At 35.3% G+C, this 16477-nt stretch carries 19 protein-coding genes; 11 read left to right on the plus strand and 8 right to left on the minus strand.

The window, feature by feature from the left end:
* From ACP5Q2_RS01315 to ACP5Q2_RS01335, 5 genes are all read right to left on the minus strand, one after another.
* A partial coding sequence (locus ACP5Q2_RS01315) for a hypothetical protein (protein ID WP_428096394.1) occupies window positions 1–1482 on the minus strand: 1482 nt, incomplete at its 3' end.
* Window positions 1483–1535: 53 nt separating this feature from the next.
* The gene (locus ACP5Q2_RS01320) at window positions 1536–1730 is read right to left on the minus strand and encodes a hypothetical protein (RefSeq protein ID WP_428096396.1); all 195 of its coding nucleotides are present in this window, start codon (window positions 1728–1730) and stop codon (window positions 1536–1538) included.
* Window positions 1731–1791: 61 nt separating this feature from the next.
* Window positions 1792–2136: a hypothetical protein gene (locus tag ACP5Q2_RS01325; RefSeq protein ID WP_428096399.1), complete on the minus strand. Its 345-nt coding sequence runs from the start codon at window positions 2134–2136 to the stop codon at window positions 1792–1794.
* Window position 2137: 1 nt separating this feature from the next.
* Entirely contained in the window at window positions 2138–3361 is a 1224-nt protein-coding gene (locus ACP5Q2_RS01330; RefSeq protein WP_428096402.1) for a type II secretion system F family protein, read from the minus strand.
* 114 nt (window positions 3362–3475) lie between these two features.
* Complete coding sequence (locus ACP5Q2_RS01335) at window positions 3476–3952, minus strand: type IV pilin protein (protein WP_428096405.1); 477 nt, start codon at window positions 3950–3952, stop codon at window positions 3476–3478.
* A 168-nt stretch (window positions 3953–4120) separates the two neighbouring features.
* On the opposite strand from ACP5Q2_RS01335, the gene ACP5Q2_RS01340 reads away from it, so the two are divergent.
* Window positions 4121–6019 carry a transketolase family protein gene (locus ACP5Q2_RS01340; RefSeq protein WP_428096407.1) on the plus strand — a complete coding sequence of 633 codons (1899 nt, stop codon included), beginning with the start codon at window positions 4121–4123 and terminating at the stop codon, window positions 6017–6019.
* On the opposite strand, the gene ACP5Q2_RS01345 is transcribed toward ACP5Q2_RS01340, so the two are convergent.
* Window positions 6020–7186, minus strand: coding sequence for a glycerate kinase family protein (locus tag ACP5Q2_RS01345; protein WP_428096410.1), 1167 nt, complete (start codon window positions 7184–7186; stop codon window positions 6020–6022).
* 98 nt (window positions 7187–7284) lie between these two features.
* Between ACP5Q2_RS01345 and ACP5Q2_RS01350 the strand changes: the two genes are divergently transcribed.
* Genes ACP5Q2_RS01350 through ACP5Q2_RS01370 form a run of 5 tightly spaced genes read left to right on the plus strand, consistent with a single transcriptional unit; the run spans window position 7285 to window position 12187 of the window.
* Window positions 7285–7773, plus strand: a complete 489-nt coding sequence (locus tag ACP5Q2_RS01350) for an HIT family protein (protein WP_424604765.1) — start codon at window positions 7285–7287, stop codon at window positions 7771–7773.
* Window positions 7770–8069 carry a LapA family protein gene (locus tag ACP5Q2_RS01355; RefSeq protein ID WP_428096413.1) on the plus strand — a complete coding sequence of 100 codons (300 nt, stop codon included), beginning with the start codon at window positions 7770–7772 and terminating at the stop codon, window positions 8067–8069. The genes ACP5Q2_RS01350 and ACP5Q2_RS01355 overlap by 4 nt, the downstream gene beginning before the upstream one ends.
* Window positions 8066–9067: a tetratricopeptide repeat protein gene (locus tag ACP5Q2_RS01360; RefSeq protein WP_424604767.1), complete on the plus strand. Its 1002-nt coding sequence runs from the start codon at window positions 8066–8068 to the stop codon at window positions 9065–9067. The genes ACP5Q2_RS01355 and ACP5Q2_RS01360 overlap by 4 nt, the downstream gene beginning before the upstream one ends.
* Window positions 9068–9072: 5 nt before the next feature.
* Window positions 9073–11625 carry a DNA mismatch repair protein MutS gene (gene mutS / locus ACP5Q2_RS01365; RefSeq protein WP_428096415.1) on the plus strand — a complete coding sequence of 851 codons (2553 nt, stop codon included), beginning with the start codon at window positions 9073–9075 and terminating at the stop codon, window positions 11623–11625.
* A complete protein-coding gene (locus tag ACP5Q2_RS01370) occupies window positions 11618–12187 on the plus strand; it encodes a hypothetical protein (protein ID WP_428096418.1) in 570 nt (189 codons plus the stop codon). The genes mutS and ACP5Q2_RS01370 overlap by 8 nt, the downstream gene beginning before the upstream one ends.
* 22 nt (window positions 12188–12209) lie before the next feature.
* Here the strand turns inward: ACP5Q2_RS01370 and ACP5Q2_RS01375 are convergent, their stop codons facing one another.
* Together ACP5Q2_RS01375 and ACP5Q2_RS01380 are read right to left on the minus strand one after the other, a co-directional pair.
* A complete protein-coding gene (locus ACP5Q2_RS01375; RefSeq protein WP_424604770.1) occupies window positions 12210–12578 on the minus strand; it encodes a hypothetical protein in 369 nt (122 codons plus the stop codon).
* Between the two features lie 9 nt (window positions 12579–12587).
* Complete coding sequence (locus tag ACP5Q2_RS01380) at window positions 12588–12833, minus strand: hypothetical protein (RefSeq protein WP_424604771.1); 246 nt, start codon at window positions 12831–12833, stop codon at window positions 12588–12590.
* Between the two features lie 245 nt (window positions 12834–13078).
* Between ACP5Q2_RS01380 and ACP5Q2_RS01385 the strand changes: the two genes are divergently transcribed.
* The 5 genes from ACP5Q2_RS01385 to ACP5Q2_RS01405 are packed head-to-tail and all read left to right on the plus strand — an operon-like array spanning window position 13079 to window position 16473.
* Window positions 13079–13255 carry a DpnI domain-containing protein gene (locus tag ACP5Q2_RS01385; RefSeq protein WP_428096421.1) on the plus strand — a complete coding sequence of 59 codons (177 nt, stop codon included), beginning with the start codon at window positions 13079–13081 and terminating at the stop codon, window positions 13253–13255.
* 33 nt (window positions 13256–13288) lie between these two features.
* Entirely contained in the window at window positions 13289–14299 is a 1011-nt protein-coding gene (locus tag ACP5Q2_RS01390; RefSeq protein WP_428096425.1) for a sigma-70 family RNA polymerase sigma factor, read from the plus strand.
* Complete coding sequence (locus ACP5Q2_RS01395) at window positions 14296–15297, plus strand: M24 family metallopeptidase (RefSeq protein WP_428096428.1); 1002 nt, start codon at window positions 14296–14298, stop codon at window positions 15295–15297. Before ACP5Q2_RS01390 ends, ACP5Q2_RS01395 begins: the two co-directional genes overlap by 4 nt.
* Entirely contained in the window at window positions 15287–15475 is a 189-nt protein-coding gene (locus ACP5Q2_RS01400; protein ID WP_428096431.1) for a M24 family metallopeptidase, read from the plus strand. Before ACP5Q2_RS01395 ends, ACP5Q2_RS01400 begins: the two co-directional genes overlap by 11 nt.
* A 14-nt stretch (window positions 15476–15489) precedes the next feature.
* Window positions 15490–16473 (plus strand): YhdH/YhfP family quinone oxidoreductase, encoded by a 984-nt coding sequence (locus ACP5Q2_RS01405; protein WP_424604775.1) that lies wholly within the window; start codon window positions 15490–15492, stop codon window positions 16471–16473.
* Window positions 16474–16477: the final 4 nt, after the last annotated feature.

A 16477-nucleotide genomic window follows, 5' to 3' on the forward strand; every position in this document is an offset into this window, starting at 1 on the left:
ACTGCATTCATCCATTCTGTATTCAACAATCGGTTTTGGTCTACTACAACCTGACTGACAGGATGATAAAGGGGTGCCATCATACACTTTATTTTGATTGTATACACCAATATTATTTTCCCAATAGTTCCCACTCCAGTCGTAACCTGCTGTGGTTGATATAGCTAATTGTTTTGTAGTTGGTGCATAAAAACAATTGTTGTTTATATGGACATCATTGGAATTAGATATTGATAGATTTAATCCATATTTATTGATGTTTGTAGATGATGTTTTAAAGCAGCTGTTATTTACATAAAACTTTGTCCAATTTGCCAAATTTGCATTTAATGCTGTGTCCGTTTTGCTTTCAAAGTATGAGTTTGTAATAACTGGATTATAATTTCTAGAGCTTGCCAGTTCAAGAGCTGCTTGGTATGCAATAAATTGACTGCTGTCGATGGAGAGCCCGTTGCCCCAAATATCATTTGTAAATACCGCAGCTTTGCCATTTGATGATTTGAAGATACTGTTATTGATAGTAATTCCATTATTGAGAGTTCCAGAAACATAAAGAGCCTCATTATTGGTTGCATTACTTGTAGTAGTTTTTGCACTTACATTTTTGATGATGGCTTTTCCGTTGACAATATTTAGATTTATAGCTCTGTTTTTTGACGATACTGTTATATTGTCAAAATATGCTTCGCCGTTTATTTCTGATCTAAAATATATACCTTGGTTATTCAGTGATGTTATTTTGCTGTTTTTTATTGTAACTCCATTATTTATGGTGTTGTTAAAATATATACCATTATCAACTGTTATATTGTCAAAATATGCTTCGCCGTTTATTTCTGATCTAAAATATATACCTTGGTTATTCAGTGATGTTATTTTGCTGTTTTTTATTGTAACTCCATTATTTATGGTGTTGTTAAAATATATACCATTATCATATGATGTTATACTTACATTATCTATTATGATACCGTTATTTAATATGTTATTAAAGTAGATACCATTACTCATATTTGAGGTTATTATACTATTTTTTATCGTTATGCTACTGTTTATATTAGATGCAACGTAGATTGATTGACCATTACTATTTAACTCCAAATTATCAAATGTTACTGGGTTAGATGGATCGGTGTTTAATCTTATTGTATTGCCATTACCACTGTTTTCTATTTTTATATTTGAAATGGTAATAGAAGCATAAGTGGTAATAATTGCAGTTGAAGAATTATTGTTGCTTCTGATAGTTACCTTTGTTCTATCGCCGCTTGCGCTTGTAATGGTAAGTCCTTTGTTTATTGTTATAGCCTCGTTATAAATGCCATCACAGATTTTGATGGTATCACCATCGGATGCAGCAGTGATAGCGGCACTAATTGTGTTATAGTATGGAGATCCACATCCTCCGACATAGCGATCAGCCCCAAAACTCTGAGTTATAATGGAAAAAAGTAGCAAAAGAACTAAAATAATTCTTTTCATTTTATTCCTCCAAAACATCAATCTATATTTAAAATATCTATTACAAAGTTATTTTACAGAGGTGAATTGATGTCAAGTCTCCTATTCTTAAATTGAGAAAAAAAGTTTTGGGAAATCTTCTGATATTTTCTGCTTGGTGAATATGTCGTGTTGTAAGCTTGTCTATCAATAATTCCATATAGATCATCATTTAGCCAATGGATGTAGTCTTTATATAAATAGTTCTCTTCCTTTATGGTATATGGCATAATTTACCTCCATTGTGGCGGTATAATATTATTATAATATTTTTTAGAAATTTTTTCAAATTTAATTTATTATTTTTCCAGTATTGTTATCATAAAGATATTCTTCCCCTAATGGATCGTAAAATTTACCATTTTTTAGACGTTTTGAGGGATTTAAGAATTCGATAGTTTTATTGTCGATTACCCCTTCTAAAAATAGTGTTGATAGATTATCTGGATATCTACCTTTTTTGCTTTTGTATAGCTCAATCATGAGGTTTAGGGTATATATTTCTCGACCTCTTATGGACAGTTTGGCTTCATGCTCTATTTTTTTGTATCTTGAGTATAAAATACTAATGAAGATTGAGATTATTATCAGCACAATCAATGTCTCAAGTGTGGAGTATCCTTTCAAAGACTTCATTTTACTGTTTAAACACTTTTACCATATCCCACATAGGTAAGAATACACCCAGAGCTAAGATAAGCACCATTGCTGCTATCATCAAAAGCAATATCGGTTCAATAGCTTGGGAGAGGGTTTTAATGGAATAGTCCACCTCACCATCATAATAGTCTGCAATCTTAAATAGCATCTCATCCAACTGTCCTGTATCTTCACCAGCTGAAATCATATCACTTACCACAGGAGGGAAATATTTTGATGCTTCAAATGATCCATGAATTGTTGCCCCTCGAGTAATTTTTTCTTTAATGATGAGTAGCTCATCTTTTATTACATCATTGCCAGTAACTTCACTGACAATCTCAAAGCTCGTAATAATGGAGATACCACTTTTATATAGAAGACCAAGTATCCGCGCAATTCTCGAAAGGTAAATTTTATGAGTGAGAGGGCCTATGATGGGTATTTTAAGGGTATACTCATCGATCTTTTTCTTCCCTTGTGGTGTTTTTTTATATTTGCTGTAGATTATAAAAATTAGTAAAACTATCAAAAGTATGAGCCACCAAAAATTGTGAAAAAAATCGTTTAAGAAAATAAGCATTCTTGTAGGTAGAGGTAATGCAGCATCAAATTTTGAGAAGAGACTTGCAAACTTGGGGATTACAAATGTCATAAGTATGATAAAGGCTATTACTATTGCCGAGATGACCAGCTTTGGGTATCTGGTGGCATTTTTTATTTTATTTCTTGTATCTAAATCTGTTTCTAATATCAGTGCCAATCTTTGTAAAACTATATCCAAGACACCACCCTCTTCACCTACTCTAAGCATATTGATATAGAGATCTGAAAAAATATCTTTATGTTTTCTAAAAGCTATGCTGAGGGGGGTACCTGCTTCTATGTCTCTGATGATTGTAGATATTGTTTCCTTCATTTTTTTTGAATAGTTTTGGGTTTCAAGACGCCTTAGAATCGTAAGTATCGGAATCCCTGCGGTAAAAAGACTTGCAAATTGTCTGGTGAATACTATAAGCTCTTCGAGTTTAACCTTTTCATACTTGCTTAGGAATTTTTCTATTTTGTGAGTCAAAAGATCGAGAGAGGAAGACTCTCTGATGATTTGAGGGATGATCCCTTGAGAATATAGAATTATTGAAGCTTCCTCAATATTTGGTGCATCTATGATCCCTTTTATTAGCTCACCTTTTTTATTTGTTCCTTTATAATTAAACCTCATAATAAGTTATAGTAAGAAAGATGAAAAATTACAACTTAACTTTTTAAAAAAAAGCTAATCTGTAAAAACAACATAATAAAAAAAAGGGGGAGGAGATACCCCCTTTTTTTACTTCTACTGACAATCAGTTGTTTCAATTACTACTTTAGGTGATTCTGTGTTGCTTGTAGCATCATATTCAGCATAGCATTTATTGTTTGTAGCACCCTTGAAACCTTTATAATAAAAAGTTAGTTTGTTGGTAGTAGTGTTATCTATTTCATAAGTTTTATTATCGTAGCTTATTGCATTGAGTATGCCATCGTTGGAAGCTATAGGATAGCCATTTCTATAAGAGTTAGTAGTGTCATTGGCGTATACTTTTACAGTTTTACCTTCTATTGTAACATTGTCTGATGAGACGTTATCCTGAGCCAACCATTTTGCTCTTACAATATCCTTGGCAGCAGAAATAGAACCACCCAAACCTTTTACAGCTGAAACCTTTGCATCCTTTTGCAGATCAGCAAACTTTGGTATGGCAACGGCGGCTAAAATACCAAGAATTACGATAACTATTACAAGCTCAATTAAAGTAAAACCTTTTTTCATAGAGCAGTCCTCCTAAGATTTTTTTTAATTTTTATATTTATTTAAATAAAAGTCAATAGTTTTTTATTACTTTTATGGTTTTTTTATATTAGGGTAAGCAGTAAAAAAATGTTGAACTTTTGTGTGATTTAGGATAGTTTTAACAAAAAATTTTTAGGAGAAGAGTTTGTGGAAATAAATAAAATTGAAAAGATTTTGTCAAATAAAAAAGAATTGATCTCTGCCACGAATAAGTGTAGAGGTGACATACTAAAGATGACCACATTAGCCAAGAGTGGCCATCCTGGTGGCTCCCTTTCTACAATCGATATGCTTTACACTTTGTATTTGGTAGCCGATATTGATCCAAAAAACCCTTATAAAGCAGACAGGGATAGGGTGGTGGTATCCAATGGGCATATCTCACCTGCCGTGTATAGCACACTTGGAAATTTGGGCTTTTTCGATATAGATGAGGCTATCGCCACCTTCAGGCTTGCAGGTAGTATTTTTGAGGGGCATATAGAAAGATCTGTACCAGGAGTTGAATGGACTACAGGTAACTTGGGGCAGGGGCTTTCTGCTGCATGTGGGATGGCTGTGGCTGGTAGAGTAAAACAGATAGACTACGATATATTTGTAATAATGGGGGATGGTGAGCATCAAAAGGGGCAGATCTCAGAAGCAAGAAGATTTGCGGTGAAATATAATCTTAAAAATATAACTGTTTTTATTGATTACAATAAATTACAGATAAGTGGTGATATTTCAAGAGTAATGCCCCAGAATATAAAAGATGAATATGTTGCTGATGGCTGGGTGGTGCTTGAAATTGATGGGCATAATTTTGATGAAATATTAAATGCCATAAAAATGAGTAAAAGTATAGATCGACCCACAATGGTTCTTGCCAGAACTACGATGGGTAAAAATGTAAGCTTTATGGAGAATATTGCAGACTATCACGGTAAACCTCTGACAGAAGTTCAATTGGATGAAGCTCTAAAAGAACTTGGTATTGAAAATAATCTACAATACTATAAAGATATTAGAAGTAAGTTTGTGGCTGATGTTTCAAAACATACCTTTCACAGAGATGATTTTAATATAGATACCGGAATGTCCAAGATCTATAATATCGATGCATCTCTTGACAATAGGACAGCCTTTGGGAATGCGATCACAGATATAGTTCAGTTGAATGAAGATAAAATTGCTGTTTTTGATTGCGATCTTGCATCATCAGTTAAAACGGACAAGGTGGAGAAGGAATTTCCAAAAAACTTTTTCCAGTCTGGAATCCAGGAGCATCATACCGCCACGATGGCAGGGGCCGCTTCGGTGAATGGCGTGGTTGGTGTGTTTGCAGATTTTGGCGTTTTCGGTGTGGATGAAACATACAATCAACAAAGGTTAAACGATATAAACCATACTAATTTAAAAGTAGTGACAACACATGTAGGGATCGATGTGGGTGAAGATGGTAGAACCCATCAATGTCTTGACTACGTGGGGGCTATGCGAAATCTCTATGGGTTTAAAGTTATCGTCCCTGCAGATCCAAATCAGACAGACAAGGCTGTACGTTTTGCTGTCAAAGAGTATGGGAATTTTCTTATAGCAATGGGTAGATCCAAGACGCCTGTACTATCCGATGAAAATGGTAAGCCATTTTATGGAGAAAATTACAAATTTGAATATGGAAAAGGGGATATTTTAAGGGATGGAGCTATTCCTCTTATAACCTATGGTGCCATGACACCTTATGCGCTAAAAGTGAGGGAGCTTCTTTCAGGTAAGATCGATATGGCAGTTTTGGTATTTTCCACACCTCTTGCTCCAGATATGGAGCTTTTGAAGAGATATTCCGGTAAAGGTGTTGTTTTTGTATACGAAGATCATAATAGATATACCGGGCTTGGTGCAATCTTATCCCAGAAGTTATGTGAGGAAGGAGCTGGAGTTAAAGTTGTCGCATTCGGGGCTGATTATTATCCATATTCGGGTAAACCAGCTGACGTATTAAAACTTATGGGGCTTGATCCTTTATCAGTGTCTGATAAGATTGTTCAAAATCTTTCAAAGTAGTTAATAGAGATTCTGGGGGGCTCCCCCCCTTTTTTTATTCAAAAATTTTATCATTCTTGCCACATTTAGGGCTGTGAAGTGGAGATTCTTGTTAGCATTTTTCATTATATTTTCTAGATTATCCGGTGTATGTATAGAGCTAAATATTGCTGTTATCCCATAATCGTAAAGGGTGGTGGCATCTTCTGTGTAGGATCCCGATATGCATATGACAGGTTTATTGTGTCGTTTGGCTATTTTTGAAACTCCGGAGACGACCTTGCCAAATTTTGTTTGATGATCAGTTTTCCCCTCGCCGGTAATCACTAAATCTGATTCTTTTATCTTTTCTTCCAAATTATGAAATTCCGATACAATTTCAAATCCTGGCATCAGTTTAGCGTTTAAAAATGATAGAAAAGCTGCACCAATTCCGCCGGCAGCACCAGTGCCTGGTATATTGTATATATCCATGCCTGTGACTTTTTTTATCACTTTTGAAAATTTTACCAGAGCTTTATCAAGCTTTTCCACCATTTGCATATCGGCACCTTTTTGGGGTCCATAAACATAGGAAGCGCCATTTTCTCCAACCATAGGGTTATCCACATCACAGGCGATGAGAAATTTTGTATCTTTGAGGTTATAATCTACATTTGTTAGATCTATCGATTCTACCCTTTCGAGCTCGTAGCCACCAAATCCAATCTCTTTTCCATCTTTATCTTTTAATCCAAAGCCAAGGGCCTGTAGCATACCGGCACCAGCATCATTTGTGGCACTTCCACCAATACCAATTATGAATTCCTTTATCCCTTTGTTTAATGCATCTCTGATAAGTTCCCCCAGCCCAAATGTTGTGGTAATGGATGGATTTCTCTCTTCAGGTTTTAATAGAGATAAGCCGCAGCAGGATGCCATTTCGATGATACATCTTTTACCGTCACCCGTGATACCATATTTCGATTTAATCTTTCTGCAAAGGGGATCAAAAACATCTTTTTCCACAAAATATCCGTTTGTTGCTTCGATTAATGTTTCTGCTGTCCCTTCTCCTCCATCTGCCATAGGGACTTTAATTATTGTAAGATCTGGCATTTCTAAAATAAAGGCATTTGATATAGTGTTTATGACCTCTTTTGCGGATAGGGACTCTTTGAAAGAATCAGGTGCTATTAATATCCTCATGAATACAATTATATGAAAATAAATCTTATGGTCAATATTTTATTGAAAAAATAAATGAGATGTTGTATTATAAAGAAGTTAAACAAGAGAGGTAAAGCATGGAAAAGATCTGGGCACCCTGGCGGATGAGATATATAGATGGATCTCACAAAGATGAAGGTTGTATTTTCTGCAATAAACCAAAAGAAGACAATGATATGGAGAATCTTATCGTATATAGGGGTCGATTCTCTTTTGCGATGTTAAATCTTTTTCCATATACGAATGGGCATACTATGGTAGCCCCTTATAGACATACTGCGATATTTGAGGAGCTTACGAGAGATGAAGTGATCGATATACATTTAGTCACCTCTATTATCATAAAAGCCATTAAGATGACTATGAATCCTGATGGATTCAATCTTGGGTACAACCTTGGAAGGACTGCTGGTGCTGGTATTGTAGACCATTTACATTTTCACATAGTCCCCAGATGGAATGGAGATACTAATTTTATGCCTGTTATCGGTGAGGTGAAGGTCATTTCCGAACATATTGAGCAGACATACAATAAAATTTTAAAGGGGATAGAGGTAATGTTATGAAGATTATCGTTAATATTTTAAAGCTGATCATTATTCTATTTTTGATAATATTCTCTGCAATGAATATCCAGAATGTAGAGATACACTACATGATTGGGCAAACACCCATGCAGATCCCTTTATTTATCGTTATTATCATTTCATTTCTCCTCGGTGTTTTCGTCTATTGGCTTTTCTCTCTTAAAAATAGCTTTAAAAAGTTTATCGAAATTAGAAGTCTTAGATCCGAACTCAATAAAACCAAAAATGAGCTAAACAGGATCAAATCCTCCCCTCTTAATAAGGATGTGAAATGATACGATTTTTTGACAGGACTAAAGAAACTGGTAACTCAAGAGTATTTTATCACTTGATAAATGGTGAATATGCTGCGGCACTTGATTTATTAAAAAAGAGTTACGAAGGGAAGGATATCCCCGATGATTATTATTTCCTTATGGGTGGAATCTTAAGGAAGATGAACGATTTTGAAGGTGCCTTACAAATTCAAAAAAATCTTTTTACTGCCGATAAGATATATCCAAATAATATAGTGGCGCAGGAATTGGTGGCAAATCTGATTGCACTTGGTAAAGATAAAGAGGCTGTGAATTTTATATCAGATTTTCTGAAAAAAGAAGATGACCCAAAGCTTAAAGAAATTTTACCTTATTTACTCTATACGATAGAAGATTTCGAGACGGCGGCGGAACACTTTAAAAAGATGGATAACTCCGTAATGGTTTCCTACTGCTACTACCAGAAGGCATTAAAATTGGGTGGTAATGATTCTGAGTTTAGTGCCTACCTTTTGAAATCTCTAAAATACAATAACAGTCTCAGAAGTGTAAGATTCGAACTTGCGGGATACTATTTTCAGAATGGCAAAAATGGGAAAGGACTGGATCTTCTGATTGAGGTGATGTATGGGGATCTTATAAAATCGATTGATGATCTTTATTACATCAGGGATAAGTTTAAAACTTATGCGGATCTTTTACAATTTGAAAGATTGCTTGACAAAAGGGTAAACGAAAATAGTAGCAATCCATTTTACTATATATACTTATCAGAAGAGGCTTTATCCAATGGGGATGTGGAAAAAGGGAAAGATATTTTGGTAACATATTCAAATAATTATAATATACCAAGAGTGATCCTAAAGCATTATGCGAAGCTCCTAGGGGATCAGTTTTTATCGAATATATTTATGAATGAACATCTTTACCAATGTGATAACTGCAAGGCTAAATTTATTAATTTTTTTAGTATTTGTCCATCCTGCAGATATGTAGACACTATCATTGCCCTTTAACACCTATGGAAGATAACATCAAAATCACCCCAATGTACAGCCAGTTTCTCCAGGAGAAAAAGAATTACCCTGATGCCATACTTTTTTTCCGTATGGGGGATTTTTATGAGATGTTTGGGGAAGATGCTAAAATCGCTTCAAAAATCCTGAATATAGCGTTGACTGCCAGAAATAAGAATGAAGAAAATCCTATTCCAATGTGTGGTATACCCTATCATTCCTATATCCCCTATTTAAAAAAGCTTGTGGATGCTGGGTACAAAGTGGCGATATGTGAGCAACTGGAAGATCCCAAAAATGCAAAAGGGATTGTAAAAAGAGGAGTGGTGAGGGTGGTGACCCCTGGTACACTGATTGAAGATGATATATTGGCGGGTAATGATTTTAACTTTATACTTTCATTTGAAAAGGATGGTGATATCTTTTATGCTGTTGTATCCGATACCTCCACAGGTGATACATTTGTTACAAAATCTGCTTCAATTGAAGATATCATAACACAGTGGAGCCCAAAAGAGATTATTACCACCATGAATAATCCAACGGTGAGGAATGCCACTATCCTCAGATATCGATATAACTACGAATATATGCTTGATAGAGTGGCAGATTATTATGAAATTACTTCCACAATAGCTATCGGTATCAGGGAAGAGAGTATAGTGAAGGCTCTCTTTAACCTTATTAAGTATATAGATGATAATCTACTGGATGTTAAATTGAAATTTCCTGAGTTTTTTACTTTTGACGATACATTGTATATGGATGCGGTTGCCATAAAGACTCTGGAGGTGGTGGAGTCCTCAGATCCGTCCGGGAAAACTTCGTTATTTGATGTGCTAAACTTTTGTAAAACGGCTATGGGGGAGAGGCTTTTAAAATTTTATCTGCTGACCCCAACAAGACTAAAATTTGAAATACTGAGAAGGCAGGAATGGATCACTTTTTTTGTGAATAATAGCGATTTGATAGATAGTTTATCAAAAGTTTTATCGGAGATAAACGATATAGAAAGGATAATTACGAGGATTTCTGCAAAAAAAGGTTCCCCAAGGGATTTAGTTGGTTTAAAAAACTCATTAAAGCAACTGCCCCAGATAAAAAAGATCTTAAAAGGGTATATATCTCCGATTTTGCAGGACTTTATTGATAATTTTGATGATTTAAAAGATATTTATCAATTAATTGATAATGCTATAAGTGATGACCCACCATTGAATATCAAAGATTGTGGCGTGATCAAAGATGGGTATTCATCGGAAGTTGATGAATTAAGGGGAATAAGAAAAAACAGTCAGTCATTGTTACTGAAGATAGAAAATGAGGAAAAGGAAAAAACAGGGATCTCCACATTAAAAGTAAGGTACAACAAAGTATTTGGATACTACATAGAGATTTCCAAAGGTCAGGCGGGTAAGGTGCCTGATTATTATGAAAGAAGACAAACCCTTGTGAATGCTGAAAGATTTATTACTCCAGAATTGAAAAAACTCGAGGAGAAGATCCTTACCGCTGAAGAACGCTTACAGGAACTCGAATATGAAATCTTCTGCCAGATTAGAGATGACGTATCATCAAATTCGTCTCGGATAAGGTATGTTGCCCAGATGGTGGCGGAAATCGATTTCTTCATTTCAGCTGCCTTTTGCGCAATAAAATATAATTATGTAAGGCCTGAAGTGGGGGATTTTGAGGAGATTAAAATCATAGATGGCAGACATCCTGTAATCGAAAGAAGGGTGAGGGAAGGATTTGTGCCAAATGATATATTACTTGATGGAATAAAAAATAGATTGATGATTATTACCGGACCAAATATGTCTGGTAAAAGCACATATTTAAGAACTGCTGCAGTCATAACCCTTATGGCGCATTGTGGTTTGTTTGTACCGGCGAGAGAGGCTAAAATCGGTTTTGTGGATAGGATCTTTACGAGGGTTGGGGCAAGGGATAATCTTGCTCGGGGGGAATCAACATTTATGGTGGAGATGTTGGAAACGGCGAATATACTAAAGAATGCCACCTCAAAATCTCTTATTATATTAGATGAGATTGGTAGGGGGACATCCACCTTTGATGGTTTATCAATTGCATGGTCTGTGGCGGAGTATATCGCCGAAAGGATAAAGGCAAAGACACTTTTTGCCACTCATTATCATGAGCTTACGGAGCTTGAGTCGATGGTATCGGGCGTTAAAAACTATACAGCTCTTGTCAAAGAATGGAAAAATGAGATTATTTTCATGCGGAAGATAGCCGAAGGGGTGGCTGATAGAAGTTATGGTATATATGTTGCAAAACTTGCTGGATTACCGGAAGTCATTGTTAGCAGAGCAGAAGAGGTCCTGTCAATACTTGAAAAGCATGAGATATCCATAGATGGTTCATTTATGATGACGAAAAGGAAGAAATCCTACGAAAGAACAGTGATACAGCCGATGCTACTTTTTGAGGAACACCCCATCATCACCGAATTAAAAAGTATAAACCCTGACGAGTTATCTCCAAAAGATGCTCTGGAGCTATTCTACCGAATTAGGGAGAAGCTCGATGCGTAGAGAGGATTTTTTATACCTTATGGACAAACCTTTGTTGACCATATCACTACTATTTTCATCTATACCGATCTGGTTTGTAATCGTTTTTGCAATTTTCAGGGAGATCGATCTTATCTCAACATTAATTTTTTTATTTATCCTTTTTTTCTGTAAGATTTATACCTTTACAGAATCTCATGATTTGAACCCCTTTAGTGTTGCTTTTAATACATTTGTAAAGAATGTCGTGAGTATCTCTTTGCAGATTACACTGTCGTTTTTTATCATTATCCTTTCAATACTCATGGCAATTGGGGAGAAAAATGCTGCTATTATAATTACTTTTATATTGGTAGCTCTTATTTGTGTTATGATTTTTATAGGTAATGGCAGGTTACTTTATAAAATATGGAAGATTAACACTGTTGTTGAAGTTAGGGGGCTGATATCTTCGATGATTTACAATTTGATGTGGTTTTTTATACTTTTAAATGAAGATATTGCTATTTTTATCCTTGGAATGATTATTGCTGTCTATTGGAATACCCATCTTTATTTTAAAAGAAGTTCAAACTATGTATAAACTATATATCGAATAGTTGGGGCTATTTTGACCTATTATGTACACTTTTAATAATCTTATCCCGCAATAATCCGGCCATTTTTTCGGTGGGGATGTTTAATTTTTGTGCTTCTTTTTCTAAAAATAGTACAATCTCTTTCTTAAACTCAGGATCGATGGCACATGGTAGAGCAATCGTGGTTTTACATTTACAATTCCTCAATGCAAGGATATCGTAAATATTGTGAAGATGCATCACCATAAAATTTGAATCAAATGCATGGGCAGGGATTTCGGTTTTTTCAATAAAATCTAAGAAGTTTTCAAACAGAATGCCACAGCAGGAGCATTTTTTAGGAAATAACTTATCAATATCTTTAATGACTTTTTCAATTATCTCGTTTTCATTCATTTATGATCTCTAAAATTTTTTTATGGGGTGAAAAGCCTTTGAAATAGGCAACGGGGCATCGATCCTTTCAAGATCTTTTTTAGTTACAGTTTCCTCTTTAACAAGATTGCCGTTTGCATCAAAAATCTTCAGAGCAAACTTATCAACGGATGCAACGTTAATGTAAGAAAAGAGCATCAAAGCTATCACTACCACAAAAGCCCCATACCAGTAAGGCATATAAATTCCACCGAAGTACTTACTAAACTTTTTCATAATTTGTAAATATAACACAACAGAAAAAAAATATCAACGAAAAAATGTATGGCACCATAAAATTTTTTGTATTCAAAAAACCTTAAGCCTGTCAAAGTTATTTTGAATCTGATATTTGTATTTTGAATATGAATATCAATCTTAATACGAATATCGCTGAAAACTATAGGAGTAGCCCCAGAAAATACGCGTATTACAGAATACTTGGTTAAGCAACATGGTTACTGCCCTAATTGTGGGAAAAAATGTTAAAATTTGAGAATAATCGACCTTTATCAGATTATTTTTGTGATAATTGTAAAGAAGAATTTGAATTGGAGAGAAAAAAAAGTGCTGATATTGGCAAGAAAATAGTTATGGAGCCTACTTATCTTCGGAAATTATTTTTATATATTCCTCTTGTTTTTTTTGAAAAATCATAGTAAGTAATCATAAATAACCGATAAAAAGGTGTTATGAAACCTATAAAAAAAGATTCTGATAATAAAATTTCTGAAATATTAGATGATAATCTGACCAATTTTTACCTTGCAGTCATCGATGAAGAGAATGTTAATGAAGATGATTTTTTAAGTAATGAGGTTTTGGAGGAGGAAGAAACAGATAGTGTAGAGGGGATTGAGGATTCAAAAGGTTCACGCTCTGATACTTTAGTTTTTTACCTCAATGAGCTCTCCAAATGTCCAGTGTTGTCAAAAGAGGAGGAATGTGAGCTTGCCAGGAGAATAGAAGAGGGAGATGTGAAAGCAAAAGAAACCATGATCTATTGTAATTTGAGACTTGTGGTATCTATTGCTAAAAAGTATACAAATAAGGGTGTTCCTCTGGAGGATCTTGTCTCTGAAGGTAATATAGGACTTATAAGGGCTGTGGAGAAGTTTGATTACAGAAAAGGTTTTAAGTTTAGTACCTATGCCACTTGGTGGATCAGACAGGCGATTGAACGAGCAATAATAGCAAATACAAAAATTGTAAGGGTTCCAGTTCATGTTTTGGAGTATATCAAAAAGATCTTAAAAGCTAAATCCGAACTTCAAGAATCATTGGGGAGAAACCCTACTTATACTGAGCTATCCACTTATACAGGTATTACTTTGTCAAATATTTACAAGGCTGTGGAGGCTATGAGACACGATGTATCCATAGATGCTCCAATTTCGGAAGATGAACAGGAGAATATGCATAATCTGATACCGGATAATATCCACACAGACCCTTTTGACCATGCTTTCGAACTCAACATTCAAAAGTTAGTATCTAAGTGGATGGGCCATTTAAATGAAACGGAAAAGGTAATTATAACTCTTAGATACGGATTAGACGGTAAAAGATCAAGGACACTGGATGAGGTGGGGAAGGAACTAAATCTCACCAGGGAAAGGATTAGACAGATTGAAAAAAGAGTACTCAACAAACTTAGAAGTTTTTTTCACAATAAAAAAATTGAAAAGGGGACGGTTATATGAATTTAAAAGGGGAGCTTTTAAGTCGCTTTGAAAGATTTAAGAAGAATATGACCAATCTTGAAAAAGATTGGGAGATCGTTGCTGTTTTTGGAAAGGTAAATACCTTTTATTTTACCAATACTATGCAGAATGGCGTTTTGATCATAAAAAGAACAGGCGAGAACTTTTTCTTCGTTCGTAAAAGCTACGAGCGGGCAAAGATAGAGTCACCGCTCGATTTTATATATCCAATTAAGAGTTTTAAAGATATTTCTAATGTAACAGACTTGAAGGGGGAATCAATTCATATTGAAAAAGATGTTGTGCCATATGGATTTTTTGAAAAGTTTAATAAAATTTTTGGTTTTAAAAGAATTGGTTCTGCTGATCTGGCAATAGCCAAGACAAGAGCTGTAAAATCGGATTATGAGATCGGGCTGATGAAAAAGAGTGGTGAAATACATGAATATATTTTGCAAAAGTTTGTACCTAACGTATTGAGGGAAGGGATTACTGAGGCGGAATTGGGGGCGGAAATCTTAAGGGAGATTATTATAAAAGGTGGGCAGGGGCTCACCAGGATGGGTACATTTAATGCGGAGCTTTATCTGGGGAATATATGTTTTGCTGATAGTGGAAATTATTACAACTCTTTTGATGGTCCCGCCGGGATATTTGGAGTTTCTCCCGCGGTACCTCTTTTGGGTAACCATAGAAAAAAACTACAAAAAGATTCAGTAATTATGCTTGATATCGGCTGTGGCTATGAAGGTTACCACACCGATAAGACCACTGTATACGCTTTTGGTAAGATACCTCCTGAAGCTTACGATTTTCATAAGAGATGTGTGGAGATACAGAATATGGTTGCAGAGAGGTTAAGACCAGGGGAAATACCATCTAAGATATATGATGATATAATATCTAAGGTGGATAAAGATTTTGATATAAATTTTATGGGGTTTGGGCCGAATAAAGTGAAGTTTTATAGGTCATGGAATAGGTCTTGTGATCGATGAATACCCCGTCATTGCAAAAGGTTTTGACGATCCATTAGAAGAGAATATGGTAATGGCGATTGAGCCTAAAAAAGGGATAGAAAATGTGGGGATGGTAGGTATCGAAAATACATTTTTAGTAACGGCTAAAGGTGGTATAAGCATCACAGGTAATGATTATGATATAATTAATGTGTAGAGCTGGAGGTTTATATGGGTAAACTTTTTAAGGCGGTTGTTGTTGAAGAAAAAGAAAATAAGTACAACATCACAGTAAAAGATAGAGATTTAGACAGTTTGCCACAGGGTGATTTGCTGATAAAGGTTTATTACTCTTCTATAAATTACAAAGATGCATTGTCATGCTCTGGCAACAAGGGAGTTACAAAAAATTATCCGCATACACCGGGGATAGATGCGGCTGGTGTTGTGGAGGAATCTAACTGTGAAGATTTCAAAAAGGGTGATGAGGTCATTGTAATCGGTTTTGACCTTGGTATGAATACCTCAGGTGGATTTGCGGAGTATATCCGTGTGCCTGCCAGCTGGGTGGTGAAAAGACCTGAAAACCTTACTTTAAAGGAATCTATGATATATGGTACTGCAGGTGTCACCGCTGCTTTGTGCGTGGATAAACTTGTTTCTTATGGTATATCAAAGGAAAATGGGAAAATAGCTGTGACTGGAGCAACCGGTGGGGTGGGAATTTTTTCAGTGGCAATTTTGCACAAGCTCGGTTTTATAGTATCAGCTGTTACTGGAAAAATTTCTGAAACTGAGTACCTCAAATCTTTTGGGGCAAATGAGGTGATACCCAGAAGTGATTTTGAACAACCATCACCGAAAGCTTTACACAAACCACAATTTGCTGCTGCTATTGATACTTTAGGTGGTGAGGTGCTGGTAAATGTTATCAAATCGATAAATTATGGTGGTGCGGTGGCCGCCTGTGGTATGGCTTTTTCTCCAAATATAAGTATGACAGTGTTCCCTTTTATTTTAAGGGGTGTTTCATTGTTAGGGGTTGATTCTGTTGAGATAAAAAAGCACGATATAATAAATAAGATTGCGGATGTATATAAGGTAGGGCATCTTGATAGGTTTGTCACGGAGATAACACTTTTTGATATTCCTGAAGCTGTTAATAATATCTTAAAAGGGAAAGCTAAAGGGCGTTATCTGGTGAAAGTATCTTGAGAGT

The organism is Calditerrivibrio sp. (assembly GCF_049968475.1).
Taxonomy (GTDB): domain Bacteria; phylum Chrysiogenota; class Deferribacteres; order Deferribacterales; family Calditerrivibrionaceae; genus Calditerrivibrio; species Calditerrivibrio nitroreducens_A.

Excerpts from the sequence above, each read along its gene's own strand:
- ACP5Q2_RS01320 (WP_428096396.1), bottom strand. The coding sequence starts at position 1,730 with ATGCCATATACCATAAAGGAAGAGAACTATTTATATAAAGACTACATC.
- ACP5Q2_RS01325 (WP_428096399.1), bottom strand. The coding sequence starts at position 2,136 with ATGAAGTCTTTGAAAGGATACTCCACACTTGAGACATTGATTGTGCTG.
- ACP5Q2_RS01330 (WP_428096402.1), bottom strand. The coding sequence starts at position 3,361 with ATGAGGTTTAATTATAAAGGAACAAATAAAAAAGGTGAGCTAATAAAA.
- ACP5Q2_RS01335 (WP_428096405.1), bottom strand. The coding sequence starts at position 3,952 with ATGAAAAAAGGTTTTACTTTAATTGAGCTTGTAATAGTTATCGTAATT.
- ACP5Q2_RS01345 (WP_428096410.1), bottom strand. The coding sequence starts at position 7,186 with ATGAGGATATTAATAGCACCTGATTCTTTCAAAGAGTCCCTATCCGCA.
- ACP5Q2_RS01350 (WP_424604765.1), top strand. The coding sequence starts at position 7,285 with ATGGAAAAGATCTGGGCACCCTGGCGGATGAGATATATAGATGGATCT.
- ACP5Q2_RS01355 (WP_428096413.1), top strand. The coding sequence starts at position 7,770 with ATGAAGATTATCGTTAATATTTTAAAGCTGATCATTATTCTATTTTTG.
- ACP5Q2_RS01360 (WP_424604767.1), top strand. The coding sequence starts at position 8,066 with ATGATACGATTTTTTGACAGGACTAAAGAAACTGGTAACTCAAGAGTA.
- mutS (WP_428096415.1), top strand. The coding sequence starts at position 9,073 with ATGGAAGATAACATCAAAATCACCCCAATGTACAGCCAGTTTCTCCAG.
- ACP5Q2_RS01370 (WP_428096418.1), top strand. The coding sequence starts at position 11,618 with ATGCGTAGAGAGGATTTTTTATACCTTATGGACAAACCTTTGTTGACC.
- ACP5Q2_RS01375 (WP_424604770.1), bottom strand. The coding sequence starts at position 12,578 with ATGAATGAAAACGAGATAATTGAAAAAGTCATTAAAGATATTGATAAG.
- ACP5Q2_RS01380 (WP_424604771.1), bottom strand. The coding sequence starts at position 12,833 with ATGAAAAAGTTTAGTAAGTACTTCGGTGGAATTTATATGCCTTACTGG.
- ACP5Q2_RS01385 (WP_428096421.1), top strand. The coding sequence starts at position 13,079 with ATGTTAAAATTTGAGAATAATCGACCTTTATCAGATTATTTTTGTGAT.
- ACP5Q2_RS01390 (WP_428096425.1), top strand. The coding sequence starts at position 13,289 with ATGAAACCTATAAAAAAAGATTCTGATAATAAAATTTCTGAAATATTA.
- ACP5Q2_RS01395 (WP_428096428.1), top strand. The coding sequence starts at position 14,296 with ATGAATTTAAAAGGGGAGCTTTTAAGTCGCTTTGAAAGATTTAAGAAG.
- ACP5Q2_RS01405 (WP_424604775.1), top strand. The coding sequence starts at position 15,490 with ATGGGTAAACTTTTTAAGGCGGTTGTTGTTGAAGAAAAAGAAAATAAG.